We start from the raw sequence: 16,985 nt of genomic DNA, 5'->3' as shown, positions 1-16,985 counted from the left end.
TCGCTTTCACGACACAGGAGAACTTATGTTTCGATTTTTATTTTTGTTGTTTATTGCAGTGCCCATCATTGAAATAGCATTGCTCATCCAAGTAAGTGAAGTAATCGGCGGTTTTTCAACTATTGCACTTGTGATTATCACCGCGATGTTGGGTGCAAGACTAGTAAAGCAACAAGGCGTTCACGCTCTTCGTTCAGTTCAAGGTGAAATGGCACGAGGACAAATGCCGGCAAAAGAATTATTTGACGGTCTGTGTGTGGTCATCGCTGGCGTATTGTTGTTAACGCCCGGGATCATGACGGATGCATTCGGCTTTTTATTGCTGACACCGATGGTGCGTGTTCACCTAGCAAGCCAAATTATGAAACATGCGACGGTGCACGTTGCAGGGTATTCTGCACAGACTCCTGGCTTTGAAAGTTATTCAGAGCCTAGCGTGACACGTCCTCACTCAAGCTCGTCAGGATCAAACACCATCGAAGGCGAATTTGAGCGAAAAGATTAAAAAATTTTTTAACTTGCCTCTTGGGTTTTTAACGAATACCCCCATAAAAGGAGGCAATTAATTTGAAAAGAATTTTCTGTAGTTGATCAGAAACTGTTAGGAGAACTTAATAAAATGAACATTCGTCCTTTACATGATCGCGTAATCATTAAGCGTCTTGAAGAAGAAACCAAGTCAGCTGGCGGTATTGTTTTAACTGGCTCTGCTGCTGAGAAGTCAACTCGTGGTGAAGTCATCGCTGTTGGCAATGGCCGCGTGCTAGACAATGGTGAAGTGAGAGCGCTTGAAGTTAAGGTAGGCGACACTGTGTTGTTCGGCTCGTACATTGAAAAAGCTGAGAAAATCGAAGGTCAAGAGTACTTGATCATGCGTGAAGACAACATCCTTGGGATTGTTGGTTAATTCATCTCAACCCATTTTCAAACAACCGAATTAGAGGAATTTAAACATGGCAGCAAAAGAAGTTCGTTTCGCAGGTGAAGCACGCAGCAAAATGCTAAATGGCGTGAACATTCTAGCAGATGCAGTAAAAGTAACATTAGGTCCAAAAGGCCGTAACGTTGTACTAGATAAGTCGTTTGGTTCACCAGTGATCACCAAAGACGGTGTGTCTGTTGCAAAAGAAATCGAGCTTGAAGATAAGTTCGAGAACATGGGCGCACAAATGGTAAAAGAAGTGGCGTCTAAAGCAAATGATGCAGCTGGTGACGGTACAACAACAGCGACAGTACTTGCTCAAGCTATCGTGAACGAAGGCTTGAAAGCGGTTGCAGCGGGTATGAATCCGATGGACCTTAAGCGCGGTATCGACAAAGCCGTTGCGGTAGCTGTTCAAGAACTTAAAGCGCTTTCAGTACCTTGTGCTGACGCAAAAGCAATTGCACAAGTCGGTACAATTTCGGCGAACTCGGATAGCGAGATCGGTGACATCATTGCAACTGCAATGGAAAAAGTAGGTCGTGAATCAGGTGTTATTACCGTTGAAGAAGGTCAATCACTAGAGAACGAACTTGATGTAGTTGAAGGTATGCAGTTTGACCGTGGTTACCTTTCTCCATACTTCATCAACAACGCTGAGAAAGGCGCGGTTGAACTGGATAATCCGTACATCCTTTTAGTGGATAAGAAAGTATCGAACATTCGTGAATTACTACCAACACTTGAAGCAGTTGCTAAAGCAAGCAAGCCACTTTTAATCATTGCGGAAGACCTTGAAGGTGAAGCGCTGGCAACACTTGTTGTAAACAACATGCGTGGCATTGTGAAAGTGGCTGCGGTTAAGGCGCCTGGTTTCGGTGACCGTCGTAAAGCGATGCTACAAGATATCGCTATCCTAACGGGCGGTACCGTGATCTCTGAAGAAGTAGGCCTTGAACTAGACAAAGCAACAGCAGAAGACTTAGGTACAGCGAAGCGCGTTGTGATCACGAAAGATGATACAACGATTATCGATGGTGCGGGTGACCAAGGCGCGATCGACGGTCGTGTATCACAAATCAAAGCACAAATCGAAGAAGCAACGTCAGATTACGACAAAGAAAAACTTCAAGAGCGTATGGCTAAATTAGCTGGCGGTGTAGCGGTAATCAAAGTAGGTGCTGCTACTGAAGTCGAAATGAAAGAGAAGAAAGACCGCGTTGAAGACGCGCTACACGCAACGCGTGCAGCGGTAGAAGAAGGCGTAGTCCCTGGTGGTGGTGTTGCGCTAGTGCGTGTCGCTGCAAAGATCACAGACCTAGTTGGTGACAACGAAGATCAAAACCACGGTATTAAAGTTGCTCTTCGTGCGATGGAAGCACCTCTTCGTCAAATCGTGACAAACGCGGGTGATGAAGCATCTGTGGTGGTAAACAACGTTAAAGCTGGCGAAGGTAACTATGGTTACAACGCAGCAACAGGCGTTTACGCTGACATGCTAGAAATGGGTATTCTTGACCCAACTAAAGTAACGCGCTCTGCACTGCAATACGCAGCGTCAGTTGCGGGTCTGATGATCACGACTGAAGCGATGGTTGCAGAAGTTCCGAAGAAAGACGCTCCGGCACCTGATATGGGTGGTATGGGTGGCATGGGCGGCATGGGCATGATGTAAGCCCTTACGTTCGACCGTATCAAAAGACCCGACTTTACGTCGGGTTTTTTGCTTTTAAGCAACCATTAAGTTTGGATAGTCTTTACTCATCGTATAAAGGGAATAGGCCGCTTCGGGCTTTCGATAAATGGATTACATTGTCTTAAAAATCGCCCAAAGTGATGTTACGTGGTATAAGTTGTTATCGAATGTTGTAGGGTGTCGGCGTTTGTCTTAGTTTGTGCCACAGTAAGTCAAATGCAGTCCTATTCTCATCTACTGATTCCTTATTATGGAGGCTCAAATGAAAGGTTCATTATTAACTTTGCTTGTTGCAGTTGGTTTGTGCCACGGTGCAGCACAAGCTGCTGAAGTTACCGTACAGTGGAAAGACTTCAAAGAATATCGCGATGTATATCCTTCAAACGAAGCGCGAGGCGGCTATCATAAGCGCATTGCAACTCAATTCGAAAAGCACTTGAATAAGCTCGCTGAACAGCTGCCAGCTGGCTATAACCTTGCGGTGAGCTTTGATGACATTGATTTAGCGGGTGATGTTCACTACGGACGCAACGATATTCGAGTAATAAAGCCGATTCACTTCCCAAGCCTAACAATCAGCTTTACGCTAAAAGATAACAGCGGCAAAGTGCTGTCTGAAGGGCAAGCCGTTCGCTTAAAAGACATGTCCTTCATGGACCGCTCAAGGCTCGGTGACAATGAGTCATTTCATTACGACAAACGTCTATTAAGTGAATGGTTTGAGCAGACAATATTGCCTGCGGCCACCAAGTCAGTAAGCTAACATAAGACCAATTGTCGCACGCATCTCTGCTGTTAGAGAATTGGTATTGAGATTCGGCTTATTTGAAGCTTGCAAGCAGACTGTGAAGTTGCTGCATTTTAGAGACGGTGTGCTTTAGTTTTTCTTGGTCCAAATTGTCCTCTTCGCTGAGCGCAGAAACGTCGGCAGCCACATCGAGGACGTAAGGTTTAAAGCGCTTTGATTCGACGTTGAATCCGGCGTCTTTTTGAAAAAGCGCGGCGAATTTGCCGTGACCTTGACGCTGGAGTTCATCCAGTTTTTGGTCCGCATCTAAAGCTTGGCGATACAAGACCTTAAGGTTTTCGTTCAAGTGTTCAATGACCGATTGCATAATTAACCTAAAGTTTCCGCTAAAACGGCCGATAGTCTACGTGGATTCAAACAAAATGTCAGGTACATGCTTATGAATATTTCCGGAAGTAACCTTCCTGCAATGTCTGGTATGGGTCAAAGTGGCGAAGTATACAGCGCTTCATTGGCTAAAAAACAGCAGCAAGCAGATGGTCGAGCAGCACTTGCATTGATTGAAGCCGCAGGGTCGACAGCATCAGCTCAAAGCCCCGCTAAATCAACCACTGCAAGTTTAGGGAACAACATTAACGTTTACGTTTAGTCGTTCCTTACTGTAGTTGTAAATCAATCGGTGTCTTACTTCGTTTGCCACCGATTTCTCTTACTAACTTCGGTACTAAAAAGCCCGGTAGCGTCTCGAGCAACTCTGCCATCAGTAGACGCGCCTCTTTTTCTTCCATATCAAAATGACTCGCCCCTTCAACCTTGTCGAGTAGATGCAAATAATAGGGCAGTATATCCGCGTCAAACAACGCCTCGCTAAGTTCAGCCAAACACCCAACGGAATCATTAATTCCTTTAAGTAACACCGCTTGGTTTAGTTGCGTTACCTGTGCTGCCTTCAAACGCTGTGCCGCAGCTTTAAAAATTTCGTCAACTTCGTTAGGGTGGTTGATGTGGTGAACAAACACGACCTTAAGTCGAGAGGTACTAAACCGTGCACAAAGCGTGTCTGTAATACGAGACGGAATCACCACCGGAAGGCGCGAATGAATGCGTAGCCGTTTAACGTGCGCTATTTGCTCTATCTGCGTCATAAACCAATCAATCAAGTCGTCTTTTGCCATAAGCGGATCTCCACCGCTTAAGATCACTTCGTTGATTTTGCTATCCGAATTGATGTACTTAAGCGCATTTTTCAACCCTTGTTTATTAATTTGATTGTCTTGGTATGGAAAATGGCGTCTAAAACAATAACGACAGTTAACTGCACAGCCTGTTTTTAATAACACCAATACGCGTGATTGGTACTTGTGCAAAAGCCCAGGAATGGCACTTTCTTGCTCAGCGAGCGGGTCTTTAACGTATCCCGCTTTTTGCAGAAATTCAACATGAAGGGGTAATACTTGACGGAGCAATGGATCATTTGGGTCACCTTTTCGCATTTTTGCGATAAAAGGCCTCGGTACTCTCATCGGAAATAGTTGTCTAGCAGTTGCATCCTTTTCGCCAAAAAAGCTATCTATTTCTAAGGCTTGCATCAACTCTTTAGGGTCAGTAACCACATTTGTTAATTCTTTTTGCCAGTTATTGTGCAAATGAACTTCATTTCTTTGTATCATTACGGGGATAGCAACTCAATATATAGAAGATTTAGAGGATACGATGGCGAATTATAGCACCAACGAATTCAAGGGCGGTTTAAAAATTATGATCGACGGCGAGCCTTGCTCGATCCTTGAAAACGAAATGGTTAAGCCAGGTAAAGGCCAAGCATTTAACCGCGTAAAAATCCGTAAGCTAATCTCTGGCAAAGTACTAGAAAAGACATTTAAGTCAGGTGACAGTGTTGAAGGCGCAGACGTAATGGATCTGGATTTAGCCTACTTATATACTGATGGTGAATTCTGGCACTTTATGAACAACGACACGTTTGAGCAAATCGCGGCAGATCAAAAAGCGGTTGGCGATAACGTGAAATGGTTAGTTGAAAACAACGTTTGTACTATCACACTTTGGAACGGCAATCCGATTGCGGTAACGCCACCAAACTTCGTAGAGCTTGAAATCACCGAAACAGATCCCGGCCTTAAGGGCGACACAGCTGGTACAGGTGGTAAGCCTGCAACACTCACAACTGGTGCAGTTGTACGTGTTCCATTGTTCGTGCAAATCGGCGAAGTGATCAAAGTTGACACGCGTAGCGGTGAATACGTGAGCCGCGTAAGCAAATAAATGATTTTGACTTACGACAATCCCGGTTTGCCGGGATTTTTTTGGGTGAAAGTTAGGAGTAAATCGTCATGTGGCAACCAAGTGCATCCATCGACACGCTCAAACAGCGCGCAAATATGCTGGCGCACGTGCGCGCCTTTTTTACGGAGCGCGGCGTATGGGAAGTCGAGACACCCATTTTAAGTCAAGCTGGCGTCAGTGATGTGCATTTACGTACGTTTGAGACGACGTTTGTTGGCCCAGGTTACGCAGCCGGTTTACCTTTGTTTCTTCATACATCGCCAGAGTACGCGATGAAGCGTTTGGTGACCGCGGGCAGTGGTGCGATTTTCCAAATTTGCAAAGTGTTCCGCAATGAAGAAGCGAGCAGTCGGCATAACCCTGAATTTACGATGTTGGAATGGTATCGACCGGGTTTTGACGCGTTTGCATTAATGGCAGAGCTTGAAGCGCTTATCATCGAGTTGCTGAAATGTGGCAAAGCAGAATACGTGTCCTATCAGTCTGCATTTAACAAGCACTTAGGGGTGTGTCCTTTGGCTGCGGACGTTGAAACATTAAAGCAACTGGCCTGCGATAGAGGCTATGCAGATATTGCTGAAAATGAAGAAGACAAGGACACGCTATTGCAGTTGCTTTTCTGTATGGAAGTCGAGACCCAAATAGGACAAGAAGTTCCTTGTTTTGTTTATGATTTTCCAGCTTCACAAGCGGCGCTTGCCCGTGTGAACCCTGAAGACACGCGTGTTGCAAGTCGGTTTGAATTGTATTTTCGTGGACTTGAGCTGGCCAATGGTTTCGATGAGTTGACGGATGCGGCTGAGCAAAAAGCACGTTTCGAAAGTGACAATGTGCAAAGACACGCTATGGGATTGCCCTCCGTCGATATCGACACTCGTTTTATTGCCGCTCTGGACGCCGGTATGCCAGATTGTGCCGGTGTTGCGGTTGGTTTGGATAGAGTCATGATGCTGGCGTTTAGCAAACCAACAATAGCAGATGTGCTTTCTTTTGATGTAACCCGAGCATAAGTTCGGGTTATTTAACAAATCGCTGTAGATCTTTTTGGGTATTCTCACTTAATCGCAACGCTTGCTTGCAGGCTGTGACGGCCGTGTCTACGTGCGTTTTGGCATCTTGTCCAAGTTGAACAATTTGCTCGACGGTTTGATGTGTACGAGCCTGTGTGTTTTCGAGCTGATGTACTGCACTGACAATGGCTTCGAGCTGCGATTGATTGTGCGCAAATTCTTTTGTCATTGCATCAAAGCCGTCTGACGTATCCCGAATGGCTTTCTCCGCACTGCTTGAGTGGGCTATCAACTGATCGGATTCTTGATTGGTTTCACTCACTAATACATTCATTTGATTGATAAACTCGCTGATCTGCCTCGTGGCGTTATTCACTTTGACTGACAAGTTACGCACTTCATCTGCCACCACGGCAAAACCTCGTCCTGCTTCACCCGCTCGGGCGGCTTCAATCGCGGCATTTAACGCCAATAGGTTGGTTTGGTCCGAAAACTCTTCCACCATTTTTAGAATACTACGAATGTTTTCACTGTTTTCACGAAGGCCTGACACGGTGGTCGAAAACTTGCCAAGCAACTCAGTGATTTTTTTCACTTCAGCCACAAGAGCACTTAATTCTTTTGCGGAATTACGCACAAATCCTAAGCTTTCTGTGTTGGCTTGATACACACCATCAGTATTGACCACGATGCTTTGCAAGCTCTGTGTGACTTCATCGCTGGCGGCAATGATAGTGTCACCTTCACGGATTTGCTTTGCACCGAGTTGTACGGTGGTTTGCATCGCATCCGTCACACTGTGTGTACTGGTAGCCGCCGCTTTTGCACTTTCATAGCTGTCGGCCAATAATTTACTCAAATTGCTCGTAAACGTGTTGTATTGCTCGGAAAGGTCACGAAACTCATCAAAAGTGAATTGCGGTAATTTGGCGTTAAGATTGCCATTTTGGTGATTGATTTGAATAAGTTGGTCGCGCATTGCTCGCACGGGACGGACGATAAGATAGCACATGTAAAACACGGTAAAAGCAAACGCAGTCAACGTCAGGAATACGAGTCCCCAAAACCAGCCAACGGTTTGATTTGCCTCACTTAGCGCCTGATAGAGCCAGTAAAAACTGACTAATTGGAAGAGCAACACAAAGGCTAAGTTACCAACAATCTTCCGTGTAAGCGTAAAGAAAAAGTGTTCTTCTATTAAGTTATAAATGCGCATGTACCAACTCATTGTAGGGCGGCCTCAATTATCCATTGCTCTAAAGTATTAGTTATTTATTTAAAATATCAAGTACTTAAGAGAATTTTCGCCTGACATGGATAATTACTAAAAATGCCATCAACGCCCAATGTTTTAAGGTGCTCGATGTCTTTTTGCTTATCGACCGTATAAGCGTAGACTTTAAGTCCACGCTGTTTTGCGTCGTTAACAAAATCAGTATTAATAAACTCTCGGTCGACATGCAAACTAAATGCGTTCAAGTCTTGCGCAAATTTTGCGTACTCAAGAGGAATACTTGCCGTTAATGCGCCAATTCGTGCGGCTGGGAGCAATTCTTTTACGCGTTTCAGTAGCGGGTGATTGAATGACGAAATAAGCAACTGTTCAATGCGGATAGTCTGATCATTAAGGTTACGCAAAATGAGATCAACAAAACTTTCGATATTTGGTACCGTTTTGAGTTCAAGATTAATTTCTAATCGCGTACCGACAAGGTCAAAGACTTGTTGGAGATTGGGGATCGCTTCACCTTGGCCCGCATCAAATTGGGCAAGCTCTGCTGCAGTGTAATCTGAGACTTTACCATCACCCGATGTCGTCCTATCCAGCCAAATGTCGTGTAAAACAACGAAATCGTCTTTGCAGCTTTGAATATCGATTTCAATACCGTCAGCTTGGCTTACGAGCGCACCTTGAATTGCACTCAAGGTGTTTTCGGGGAAGTTCCCACTGGCTCCGCGATGGGCAAAAACCTTCATTTTTTACCTCGTGCCTTTTTCGAAATAGACCAAGTTTCATAAAATGCGGCGCTTATTACCAATAAACCACCGATTAACGTGGTTAAGGTCGGACGCTCAGATAACAGCATAAATGCCAGCGCAGTTCCATACAAGGGTTGCAAGCAGGATATTAAACCTGCTGTAGTGGCGGATAAGTGTCGCAAGCTTTGCGCAAACATGGCATGAGGCAAAGCGGTAAAAACAACCCCTGCAAGTAGTAATAGGTATACACTGGGTTCAGTAAGTGCTTGAGGAGGAACTTCAACAAATGCACACAGCATTAGTGCTGCGACAAAGGTTTGATACAACATGGTATGCGGGCCGCTGTAGGCGGAAAAATACTTCTTTTGAAGAATGTTGCGAAGCGCAAAAAACGCGCCAGACACAATACCTGTGAGTATGCCTAGTGTTACGTCATTGCCTAAATTAGCCTCAGGAACTAGCAAATAGATACCAAAGAGAACAACCACCGCTATCAAAATGTCTTTAAGGTGTGGCTTTGTTTTAGCAAAAAGTGGTTCTAAAAAAACGGTCATCACAGGGTAGGTAAAAAACGCAATGATCCCGATGGTCACGCCAGCCAGTTGCATTCCAGCGAAATAGGTCACCCAATGCAGTCCAACTACAATCCCCAACATGATCGCAACAAAATAGTCTCTGTGACTATCGAGCTTAATCGTTTTACGCTGAATAAGTCGTAATGCTAACAACGTAAAGCCTGCGATGGCTGTTCGATAGACCGTAATGTCTAAGGCGCCGAGATCGATTAATTTAGAAAAAAGAGCTGTGCCACCAAAGAGTAAGACTGCTAGGTGTAATAAAAGTAAGCTTTGTTGTTCTACGCGCATGAGTGAGGGGGGATTATTTTTTGGGTCATGATAAAGGCTTTTTGTGTCGGTTTATAGTGCTGACTCAGTAGATGGGTGAGAATGTTGTGACAGTTGTCACTCGGATTCTGATATGGTTTCCCTATAATGGATAAATGTGATTGAAAAACGTTACGTCTTTTTCATTTCGCGAAAATCGAATGGTATTTTTGTTTCCGATGGAGCTTCACTATGCGTTGGCAATCTCATTCAATGCAATTAGCTACCCCAAGTAGACAATTTTGGAACTGGGGTCCTTTAATTTTTTCGGGCTTTTACTTTTTACCGTTGGTAAATACTTGGCATAAAGTTTCTACGTTTAACCTTATTATGCAGGTTCTTATCTACCTTGTGTTTGTTGGGTTATACGCGGTGGCGTTGTATCAGCGAGGGGCGCGAGTTTTCCCAATCCTCGTCTTGATGTTTTCGGTGTGTTCCGTTGGCTCGTTTTTTACTTATGGTACCCATAGTATGTTTGGGTTTATCGCTTACTTCTGTGGGTTCAGTTTTCTTTTTCCTTTCAATTTACTCATGTTGGCTCTGCTGCTGGCGGTGGTTGGGATTAATGCCGTGTTGATCCTACCGGAAATAAGTTACTTTTACTTGGGCCCTGCTGGCTTATTGAGTATAGGCTTGTTTGCATTTGGTTGGATGGAGCAGCGTGAGCGAGTCCATCGTAAGAAAGAAAAGCAATCGCAAGAACAACTTGAACAATTAGCTGCGATCGCTGAGCGAGAGCGCATTGCGCGGGATTTACATGATGTTTTAGGGCACTCATTAGCATCGATCGCACTAAAAGCCGAACTTGCGAACAAACTCTTGTTGTCCAATCAATTGGAACGTGGGCAGTCCGAAAGTGCGCAAGTGGCGCAATTAGCTCGGGAACTATTGAGTGAAGTGCGCGAGGCAGTCAGTGGATTAAAAGCGAAAGGGCTTCGAGCAGAAGTGGATAATACGGAATCGTTGTTAAAAAGTAAGGCGATTGACGTCGACATTGAATTGAAAGAGGTTACTTTAAATGCCAAACAGGAAACCACTTTGGCGATGGTGCTAAGAGAGGCAACGACCAACATAATTAAGCACAGTTGTGCCCAGCATGTGTCGTTAAAATTGTGGCAAGAACAAAGCAACGTGCATTTCCAAATTTCGGACAATGGTGCGTGTCAATTGCTCAAATTTGGTAACGGCTTGAATGGGATTAAGGAGCGCGTTGAAGCGCTAGCTGGAGACCTTAGCTTGTCGACAGGCAAAAATGTGACAATGACAGTGCGCTTACCTGTCTGAAATTAGACGTTAAGGTGGTGATGTTTTTATGCGTCTAAGTATCTCGAATTGGCTTGATTTGAATTTTTTCACTTTTTCAAATGTTTATTGATTCGAATAGCACTCTAGTTCGTTTAAGAAAATAACCTCATGCAAATTATTTTTGCTTGAAATATTGCGACAGAAATATGTCTAAAAATTTAGCTGATTGTTAAATTGTTGTTCTTTATACCTAAAGGTGGTACTTTGAGCTACTCTTTTGAAAAAGGGTACAAACGAACAATAAGGAAAATAAAAAGTGAAATTGAAATTACAAAAAAAACTACTTAAATCCCTATCTAATAACGCAGCACTAAACGCACAAGCAACTCCTCACGTTGCTGGTGGCGTTAAACAAACTGAATGGTGTAGCATGGGTCCAAAATGTCTAGTTACTAATACCTGCTACCCAACGGACAAAGTTGGCTGTACGGAAATGTAATATTGGTTCGTGATGCGAACCTAGTTCGTATCACGTTTGATCTTCAACCGCGGTTCATCCGATTCCATCTTTTAACAAATGCCAATCGCGCTATTTATTATGTAGCCTTAAATTAAGATAAATCTTTAAATCCTTGTTTATAAATGATAACTAGGCATTATCTCGAGATCTAATCGAGCTTTTCTGGGGCTAGCGCTACTGCGAGTGTTGGCGAGAGACGAATTTTGCGTAAGGGACGTGTATGATTAAAGTACTAGTGGTTGAAGACCAAGCGTTGGTTCGAGGGGCGATCAGTGCCTTGTTGGGCCTTGATCCACATATTGATGTGATTGCGGAAGCAAGCAACGGCAAAGAAGCACTGCAATCACTACAAGAACATACTCCAGATATCGTTTTGACCGACATTGAAATGCCGGAAGTCACCGGACTTGAATTGGCTGAACATCTAAAAAAAAGTGGCCATAAGGCAAAAGTCGTGATCATGACCACCTTCTCTAGAGCGGGTTATATTCGTCGAGCACTTAATCACGGAGTGCGGGGTTTTGTGCTAAAAGAAGCGCCAAGTGAGTACCTCGTTGATACCCTAAAAAAAGTCATGCAAGGCCAAAAAGTCATTGACCCAGAGCTCGCCATAAATGCGTTAGATGATGCCGATCCTTTGACTGAGAAGGAGCGTAAAGCACTGAGACTAGCTGGCGAAGGAATGACAACAGCACAAATTGCTAATAATTTGTATCTTGGGGAAGGGACCGTCAGAAACTACCTTTCCGAAGCAATATCAAAGCTTAATGCGACAAACCGAATTGATGCAGCACGAATTGCTAAGCAAAAAGGATGGCTCTAACGGATTTCTGGGTGCAGAATTTGCTTAAATTAAACGATACGGGTTTATCTGTTCCTCGATTAACGATAAAATTACGTCTTTCGTATTAGTTTTTATTATTGGTTTGTTGAATTTTCATCATGAAAGAACTGTTGCTATTACATGTAGTCATCACGTTATGCTCTTGTGTGAGTACGGTTTTCTTATGGTTAAATTGGCGTATTCATCGCAATCTGCACGGTACGAAAGAGTGGGCGCTTTATGGTGCTAGCCTCACTCTGGCCAATGCCGCGTTAACACTGCAAGACTATTTACCAACTCAGTGGATGGTGTTGCTAGCCAACTTATTCACCTTTGGTTGCAGTTACTTTTTTGCAAAAGGCACAGAAGCATTTTATGACAGGCCAATTTCGGCACGTTTGTGGCTGGGCCTCATGCTGGTTTGTATACCCACATTGTTTTGGTTTGCCCTTATTGACCCGAATATCCAAGTACGTTTATCGATAAATTATCTTGTGTCGTCTGTGAGCTTGTTTATTGCACTTCGAGCACTATTAATGTCGACGACAATTTCAAGACAAACCATCGCTGAGAATGGTTTGATGTTTTCTATCGTGGTGATCTGGTCGGCATTGACGGCTCGCGTGGTCATGCTGGCTGATTTTAAAGCCACAGACAGTGTACTTACCCCTAATCTTGCCAATGAAATCTTTGCGGTTGCCGTTGCGATTGTGCCTTTAGTGGTTGGTTTTTCGATGTGTTTACTGTGTAGTGCGAAACGAGAGCGTACGCTTTCAACACTGCAAGAGCAGGCAAGTTTAGATGCAGATAGAAAGAGTCGTTTTCTTGCGATGTTAAGTCATGAGCTACGCACACCTCTAAACGCGATTGTCGGCCATGCACACATGCTTAAGCGTATACCACATGAGCCAGCGAAGCACGCGCAACTTTGCGATACGATTGAACACGCCGCTTTATCGCTGGCTGATTTAGCGAATCAAGTCTTGTTGCAAGCTAAAGGCGAGGTGACTCCTGGTCAGCATCAATCCACGACCCTTAAAGCGATGGTGGAACCGTTGTTTAAATTGTTACGCCCTTTGTCTATTCAGAAAGAGCTAAATTTCCACTATGCCATCACGCCAGGTTTTCAAGATTTACATTACACCTTGGTCAAAGAACCCGTTCAACTAGTGCTGAAAAATCTTCTATCCAATGCGATTAAGTACACGGATAAAGGCGAAGTTATGCTATCGATCAGTGTTGAGCAGCAAATCGGCAATAATGTGCGCCTGACCTTTGCGGTATCCGATACTGGACCAGGGATTTCGGACGAGCTGCTTGAGAAGATTTTTGATCCATTTGTGACTGGACAACTTGTTGAAAATATTGCGGATGGGGCTGGTTTGGGGCTGGCACTTTGTCAGCAGTTGCTCAGCAATGTGGGAAGCAGTCTCGATGCAGAGTCCGTACTCGATGAGGGCAGTTGTTTCCGTTTTTCCATTGAGTGTGAATTGAGTGAAAGAACCCCAATTGCGATGGAATCTGAACTCAGCCCAATGCCATCCAGTAGGATGATGTGCAATGTACTTGTGGTTGAAGATGTTGAGTTAAATCAGAAAGTGATTGAACATTATCTAGAGCTTGCACATTGTAACTATCGAATTGCAGGCGATTTGCGACAAGCGAGCCAATTCTTGACTGAATACGCCTTTGACGTTGTGTTATTAGACATGCGTTTACCGGATGGCTATGGGTTAGATTGGTTGACTGAGATTGTGCCCAATCTCGCTGTAAAGCAAAAGCCCTGTTTTATCGCGTTAACAGGTGATGTTTCGCAAATGGACCGAATTGCGTATCAACGTGCTGGGATCTTTGGCTGTTTAGACAAACCCATTGAACCTCAAGTCTTGTTTAGTCTTTTGCGTCAAGCGCTGGGTGAGCCTCTCGAAAAACAAAGTGGGCTACTCGATTTAACGGCAGTTGACCATCTGTTGTCTGTGGTAGAAGAGCACTATTTGCAGACCAAGTTAATGTATCTTTCGGATACGTATGACTATGAAATTGCGCAGTTACAAGGTTTGGCGGACATTGGAGCTGAAGAGGCGTTGACAGAGAAGCTAGATAAGTTAGTCAGTGAAAGTGCTGCGTTGGGCATGCAGTCGCTTACAGAAAAATTGAAGTCATTAGCGGAAATTGAAAATGCGGTTGAAAATTACAACTGGTCTGAACTTCGCATGTGCATCAAACAAAGTTTAGAAGAACTGAAACAGTATTGCCGAGAGTTTCGAGCGAAAGAAGCAAGTCCTGATTAAGCATCAAATCGGCTTGCTAATTAGCGCGTTAATTTGGGCATCTTTCCTCTGTTTATACAACGTAAAAGCATTGTTCGATCTGTCGCGGTTGGTGGTTTTACGTTACACTAGCTAGCATAATGCAGTGAAAAAGAACGCGCATGTCAAAACAAGACCCATATCTAAGTCGTGAGCAAGAAAAATACGATAACCCCGTTCCAAGTCGTGAGTTTATTTTAGAGCATATAGCCAAAGCTGGTAAGGCAACCTCGTTTGCCGATCTGTGTAAAGCAATGAATGTGCTTGATACGGAGCGCCAAGACAATTTTAAACGCCGACTACGTGCAATGGAACGTGATGGTCAATTGCATTTTAATAAATTCAAACGGTATGTGATCCCAACGGATGATGGCTTAGTGAAAGGTCGAGTCATCGGTCATCGTGATGGATTTGGATTTCTTGAGGTTGAAGGTGAACCAAAAGATTGGTTTATTGCAAAACATCAGATGCAATCGGTCATGCATGGTGATTGGGTGCTTGCCAAAGCGGCCAGTCGGGGCTCGGGCGGTAAAGTCGAAGCGCGTATTGTGCGTGTGTTAGATGGCGAACGTTCACCGATCATTGGTCGATTTTTCAAAGAGAAAGGCTCCTCTATTGTCGTGCCTGAAGACCCGCGCATCACGCAAGAAATTATCGTGTTACCGGGTGGTGAAGGCGGTGCACGGCACAATCAAATGGTGCAAGTGCAAATCACTCAACCCCCTTCACGGAATATGAATGCGGTAGGCAAAATAATTGATGTACTCGGTGAGCATATGGCTCCGGGTATGGAAATCGAAGTGGCATTGCGAAACCATGACATCCCTCACGTGTGGCCGGAAGCCGTACTTGCGCAAGTTGCACCGTTAGGTGAAGAAGTAGACGAAGCTGCGAAAATTGAGCGCGTTGACTTGCGTTCACTGCCTCTGGTTACCATTGATGGTGAAGATGCTCGAGACTTCGATGACGCGGTGTTTTGTGAGCGCAAAAAGTCTGGCGGTTGGCGCCTTTGGGTTGCAATCGCTGATGTGTCGCACTATGTGACGAAAGGCAGCCCACTTGATCTCGAAGCGATAGAGCGTGGTAACTCAGTGTATTTCCCTGAGCAAGTCATCCCAATGTTGCCAAAAGTGCTATCAAATGGACTTTGTTCGTTGAATCCGCAAGTAGACCGTTTATGCATGGTCGCAGAAATGACGATAGCAGATTCGGGTAAGTTATCAGGCTATAAATTTTATCAAGCGGTGATGAATTCCCATGCTCGTTTGACCTACACCCAAGTACATCAAATACTCCAAGGTGATGAAGTACTCCGTGAGAAATATCAAACGCTAGTGCCACATTTGGTTGACTTACACCAGCTCTATATGACGTTGAAAGCAACGCGCTTAGAGCGAGGCGCCATGGAGTTTGAAACGTTAGAAACCCGTTTTGTGTTCAATGCTCAGCGTAAGATTGAAGCCATTGTTCCTCTTGTGCGTAATGATGCTCATAAACTAATTGAAGAATGCATGATTTTGGCCAACGTAGCGGCGGCGAAACTGTTGGAAAAGCATGAAGCCCCAGCGTTATATCGTGTACATGATGAACCAGACCAAGAAAAGCTCAGTCATTTTAGACAATTTTTACATGATCTTGGGGTAGAAAACAGCCTACCACTAGATCCATCACCGATTGAGCTGAGCAATGCGATTAGTTCTCTGGGTCCACGTCCTGAATTGGAATTAATTCAGACCATGTTGCTTCGCTCAATGAAGCAAGCGGTGTATCAAGCGGAAAACATTGGACACTATGGTTTAGCGTTACCTGCTTATGCGCACTTTACATCTCCTATTCGTCGTTACCCAGATTTAGTGGTCCATCGCGCCATCAAAGCAATTTTAGCGGCTCAAGGACAAGTGGTTTCAGGCGCATTTGCCTATGAAACAGAAGAAGTAAATCAGCTCGGTGAGCAATGTTCGACAACAGAACGTCGAGCTGATGACGCGACGCGTGAAGTTGCGGATTGGTTGAAATGTGAGTTCATGCAAGACCATGTTGGCAGTGAATTCACGGGGGTTGTCTCTTCGGTGACGAATTTTGGCTTGTTTGTGCGTCTCGACGATTTCCAGATTGACGGCATGATCCATGTCAGTACGCTTGGTCAGGAATATTTCCATTACGATGGTGCTAAACAAGTGTTGGTGGGTGAGCACAGCAAAACGGTGTTCCGTTTGGGTGATAAACTCACGGTTCAGGTTGCTTCTGTAAGCTTAGATGACAGGCGTATAAATTTGGTGTTAGCGGGAGAGGCAATTCCTGACCGCTACGCGCGTCGCAGCCGTACCAAGGGCGATAGTAACAAGTCGTCTGCTGCCAAGAGCGTCCGAGAGCAATTACGTGTTGGCGACGTGCCAGGTAAAAAAGGCAAGAAACCAAGCAAAAAAGGCAAAGTAGCAAAGTCGACCGGAAAAGCAGGCAAAGACACTAAAAAGTCTGTGAAAAAGACAAAAGCAAAACGCCCGGGTAAAAATGCCCGAAAACGCAATAAAGCTTAATTCAGGA

General features: G+C 44.5%; 17 protein-coding genes. 12 read left to right on the top strand and 5 right to left on the bottom strand.

The features are described from left to right. Nucleotides 1–25: 25 nt before the first annotated feature. The 4 genes from NI389_RS09055 to NI389_RS09040 all read left to right on the top strand — a co-directional run bounded on the left by NI389_RS09055 (nt 26) and on the right by NI389_RS09040 (nt 3,381). Entirely contained in the window at nt 26–505 is a 480-nt protein-coding gene (locus NI389_RS09055; protein ID WP_308359407.1) for an FxsA family protein, read from the top strand. A gap of 114 nt (nt 506–619) precedes the next feature. Further along, on the top strand, nt 620–907 hold the full coding sequence (locus NI389_RS09050; protein ID WP_308359405.1) for a co-chaperone GroES: 288 nt from the start codon (nt 620–622) through the stop codon (nt 905–907). A 46-nt stretch (nt 908–953) separates the two neighbouring features. Beyond that, nucleotides 954–2,597: a chaperonin GroEL gene (gene groL, locus NI389_RS09045; RefSeq protein WP_308359403.1), complete on the top strand. Its 1,644-nt coding sequence runs from the start codon at nt 954–956 to the stop codon at nt 2,595–2,597. A 283-nt stretch (nt 2,598–2,880) separates the two neighbouring features. After that, complete coding sequence (locus NI389_RS09040; protein WP_308359402.1) at nt 2,881–3,381, top strand: DUF3016 domain-containing protein; 501 nt, start codon at nt 2,881–2,883, stop codon at nt 3,379–3,381. Between the two features lie 58 nt (nt 3,382–3,439). Here NI389_RS09040 and NI389_RS09035 read toward each other — a convergent pair whose 3' ends face one another. Continuing rightward, nucleotides 3,440–3,733: a prephenate dehydrogenase gene (locus tag NI389_RS09035; protein WP_308359401.1), complete on the bottom strand. Its 294-nt coding sequence runs from the start codon at nt 3,731–3,733 to the stop codon at nt 3,440–3,442. A gap of 72 nt (nt 3,734–3,805) precedes the next feature. Here NI389_RS09035 and NI389_RS09030 point away from each other — a divergent pair, with 72 nt between their 5' ends. Further along, entirely contained in the window at nt 3,806–4,015 is a 210-nt protein-coding gene (locus NI389_RS09030; RefSeq protein WP_308359400.1) for a hypothetical protein, read from the top strand. Between the two features lie 7 nt (nt 4,016–4,022). Here the strand turns inward: NI389_RS09030 and epmB are convergent, their stop codons facing one another. After that, nucleotides 4,023–5,036: an EF-P beta-lysylation protein EpmB gene (gene epmB, locus NI389_RS09025; RefSeq protein ID WP_308359398.1), complete on the bottom strand. Its 1,014-nt coding sequence runs from the start codon at nt 5,034–5,036 to the stop codon at nt 4,023–4,025. 43 nt (nt 5,037–5,079) lie between these two features. Here epmB and efp point away from each other — a divergent pair, with 43 nt between their 5' ends. Both efp and epmA read left to right on the top strand, forming a co-directional pair. After that, entirely contained in the window at nt 5,080–5,649 is a 570-nt protein-coding gene (gene efp / locus NI389_RS09020) for an elongation factor P (RefSeq protein WP_308359396.1), read from the top strand. A gap of 68 nt (nt 5,650–5,717) precedes the next feature. Then, a complete protein-coding gene (gene epmA / locus NI389_RS09015; protein ID WP_308359394.1) occupies nt 5,718–6,680 on the top strand; it encodes an elongation factor P--(R)-beta-lysine ligase in 963 nt (320 codons plus the stop codon). A gap of 7 nt (nt 6,681–6,687) precedes the next feature. Here epmA and NI389_RS09010 read toward each other — a convergent pair whose 3' ends face one another. From NI389_RS09010 to NI389_RS09000, 3 genes are all read right to left on the bottom strand, one after another. Next, nucleotides 6,688–7,896 (bottom strand): methyl-accepting chemotaxis protein, encoded by a 1,209-nt coding sequence (locus tag NI389_RS09010; RefSeq protein ID WP_308359392.1) that lies wholly within the window; start codon nt 7,894–7,896, stop codon nt 6,688–6,690. A 68-nt stretch (nt 7,897–7,964) separates the two neighbouring features. Continuing rightward, nucleotides 7,965–8,657 carry a glycerophosphodiester phosphodiesterase gene (locus NI389_RS09005; protein ID WP_308359390.1) on the bottom strand — a complete coding sequence of 231 codons (693 nt, stop codon included), beginning with the start codon at nt 8,655–8,657 and terminating at the stop codon, nt 7,965–7,967. Next, nucleotides 8,654–9,526, bottom strand: coding sequence for a DMT family transporter (locus NI389_RS09000; protein WP_308359388.1), 873 nt, complete (start codon nt 9,524–9,526; stop codon nt 8,654–8,656). The genes NI389_RS09005 and NI389_RS09000 overlap by 4 nt, the downstream gene beginning before the upstream one ends. A 210-nt stretch (nt 9,527–9,736) precedes the next feature. Between NI389_RS09000 and NI389_RS08995 the strand changes: the two genes are divergently transcribed. From NI389_RS08995 to rnr, 5 genes are all read left to right on the top strand, one after another. Further along, on the top strand, nt 9,737–10,828 hold the full coding sequence (locus NI389_RS08995; RefSeq protein WP_308359386.1) for a sensor histidine kinase: 1,092 nt from the start codon (nt 9,737–9,739) through the stop codon (nt 10,826–10,828). 277 nt (nt 10,829–11,105) lie between these two features. Further along, nucleotides 11,106–11,288, top strand: coding sequence for a hypothetical protein (locus tag NI389_RS08990; RefSeq protein ID WP_308359384.1), 183 nt, complete (start codon nt 11,106–11,108; stop codon nt 11,286–11,288). 241 nt (nt 11,289–11,529) lie between these two features. After that, a complete protein-coding gene (locus NI389_RS08985; protein ID WP_308359382.1) occupies nt 11,530–12,132 on the top strand; it encodes a response regulator transcription factor in 603 nt (200 codons plus the stop codon). Nucleotides 12,133–12,251: 119 nt separating this feature from the next. Beyond that, the gene (locus tag NI389_RS08980; RefSeq protein ID WP_308359381.1) at nt 12,252–14,423 is read left to right on the top strand and encodes an ATP-binding protein; all 2,172 of its coding nucleotides are present in this window, start codon (nt 12,252–12,254) and stop codon (nt 14,421–14,423) included. 140 nt (nt 14,424–14,563) lie between these two features. Further along, nucleotides 14,564–16,978 (top strand): ribonuclease R, encoded by a 2,415-nt coding sequence (rnr, locus tag NI389_RS08975; protein WP_308359380.1) that lies wholly within the window; start codon nt 14,564–14,566, stop codon nt 16,976–16,978. Nucleotides 16,979–16,985 lie beyond the last annotated feature (7 nt).

The sequence above is a fragment of the Pseudoalteromonas xiamenensis genome (assembly GCF_030994125.1).
GTDB classification, from domain to species: Bacteria; Pseudomonadota; Gammaproteobacteria; order Enterobacterales; family Alteromonadaceae; genus Pseudoalteromonas; species Pseudoalteromonas xiamenensis_B.
Note: the sequence above shows the minus strand (reverse complement) of the source record. Positions and strands in the feature narration are given on the sequence as shown.

Coding starts and splice junctions, on each gene's coding strand:
- NI389_RS08995 (WP_308359386.1), top strand. CDS start 9,737: ATGCGTTGGCAATCTCATTCAATGCAATTAGCTACCCCAAGTAGACAA.
- NI389_RS09005 (WP_308359390.1), bottom strand. CDS start 8,657: ATGAAGGTTTTTGCCCATCGCGGAGCCAGTGGGAACTTCCCCGAAAAC.
- NI389_RS09040 (WP_308359402.1), top strand. CDS start 2,881: ATGAAAGGTTCATTATTAACTTTGCTTGTTGCAGTTGGTTTGTGCCAC.
- groL (WP_308359403.1), top strand. CDS start 954: ATGGCAGCAAAAGAAGTTCGTTTCGCAGGTGAAGCACGCAGCAAAATG.
- rnr (WP_308359380.1), top strand. CDS start 14,564: ATGTCAAAACAAGACCCATATCTAAGTCGTGAGCAAGAAAAATACGAT.
- NI389_RS09035 (WP_308359401.1), bottom strand. CDS start 3,733: ATGCAATCGGTCATTGAACACTTGAACGAAAACCTTAAGGTCTTGTAT.
- epmB (WP_308359398.1), bottom strand. CDS start 5,036: ATGATACAAAGAAATGAAGTTCATTTGCACAATAACTGGCAAAAAGAA.
- NI389_RS09055 (WP_308359407.1), top strand. CDS start 26: ATGTTTCGATTTTTATTTTTGTTGTTTATTGCAGTGCCCATCATTGAA.
- NI389_RS09030 (WP_308359400.1), top strand. CDS start 3,806: ATGAATATTTCCGGAAGTAACCTTCCTGCAATGTCTGGTATGGGTCAA.
- epmA (WP_308359394.1), top strand. CDS start 5,718: ATGTGGCAACCAAGTGCATCCATCGACACGCTCAAACAGCGCGCAAAT.
- NI389_RS08980 (WP_308359381.1), top strand. CDS start 12,252: ATGAAAGAACTGTTGCTATTACATGTAGTCATCACGTTATGCTCTTGT.
- NI389_RS09000 (WP_308359388.1), bottom strand. CDS start 9,526: ATGCGCGTAGAACAACAAAGCTTACTTTTATTACACCTAGCAGTCTTA.
- NI389_RS09050 (WP_308359405.1), top strand. CDS start 620: ATGAACATTCGTCCTTTACATGATCGCGTAATCATTAAGCGTCTTGAA.
- NI389_RS09010 (WP_308359392.1), bottom strand. CDS start 7,896: ATGCGCATTTATAACTTAATAGAAGAACACTTTTTCTTTACGCTTACA.
- NI389_RS08985 (WP_308359382.1), top strand. CDS start 11,530: ATGATTAAAGTACTAGTGGTTGAAGACCAAGCGTTGGTTCGAGGGGCG.
- efp (WP_308359396.1), top strand. CDS start 5,080: ATGGCGAATTATAGCACCAACGAATTCAAGGGCGGTTTAAAAATTATG.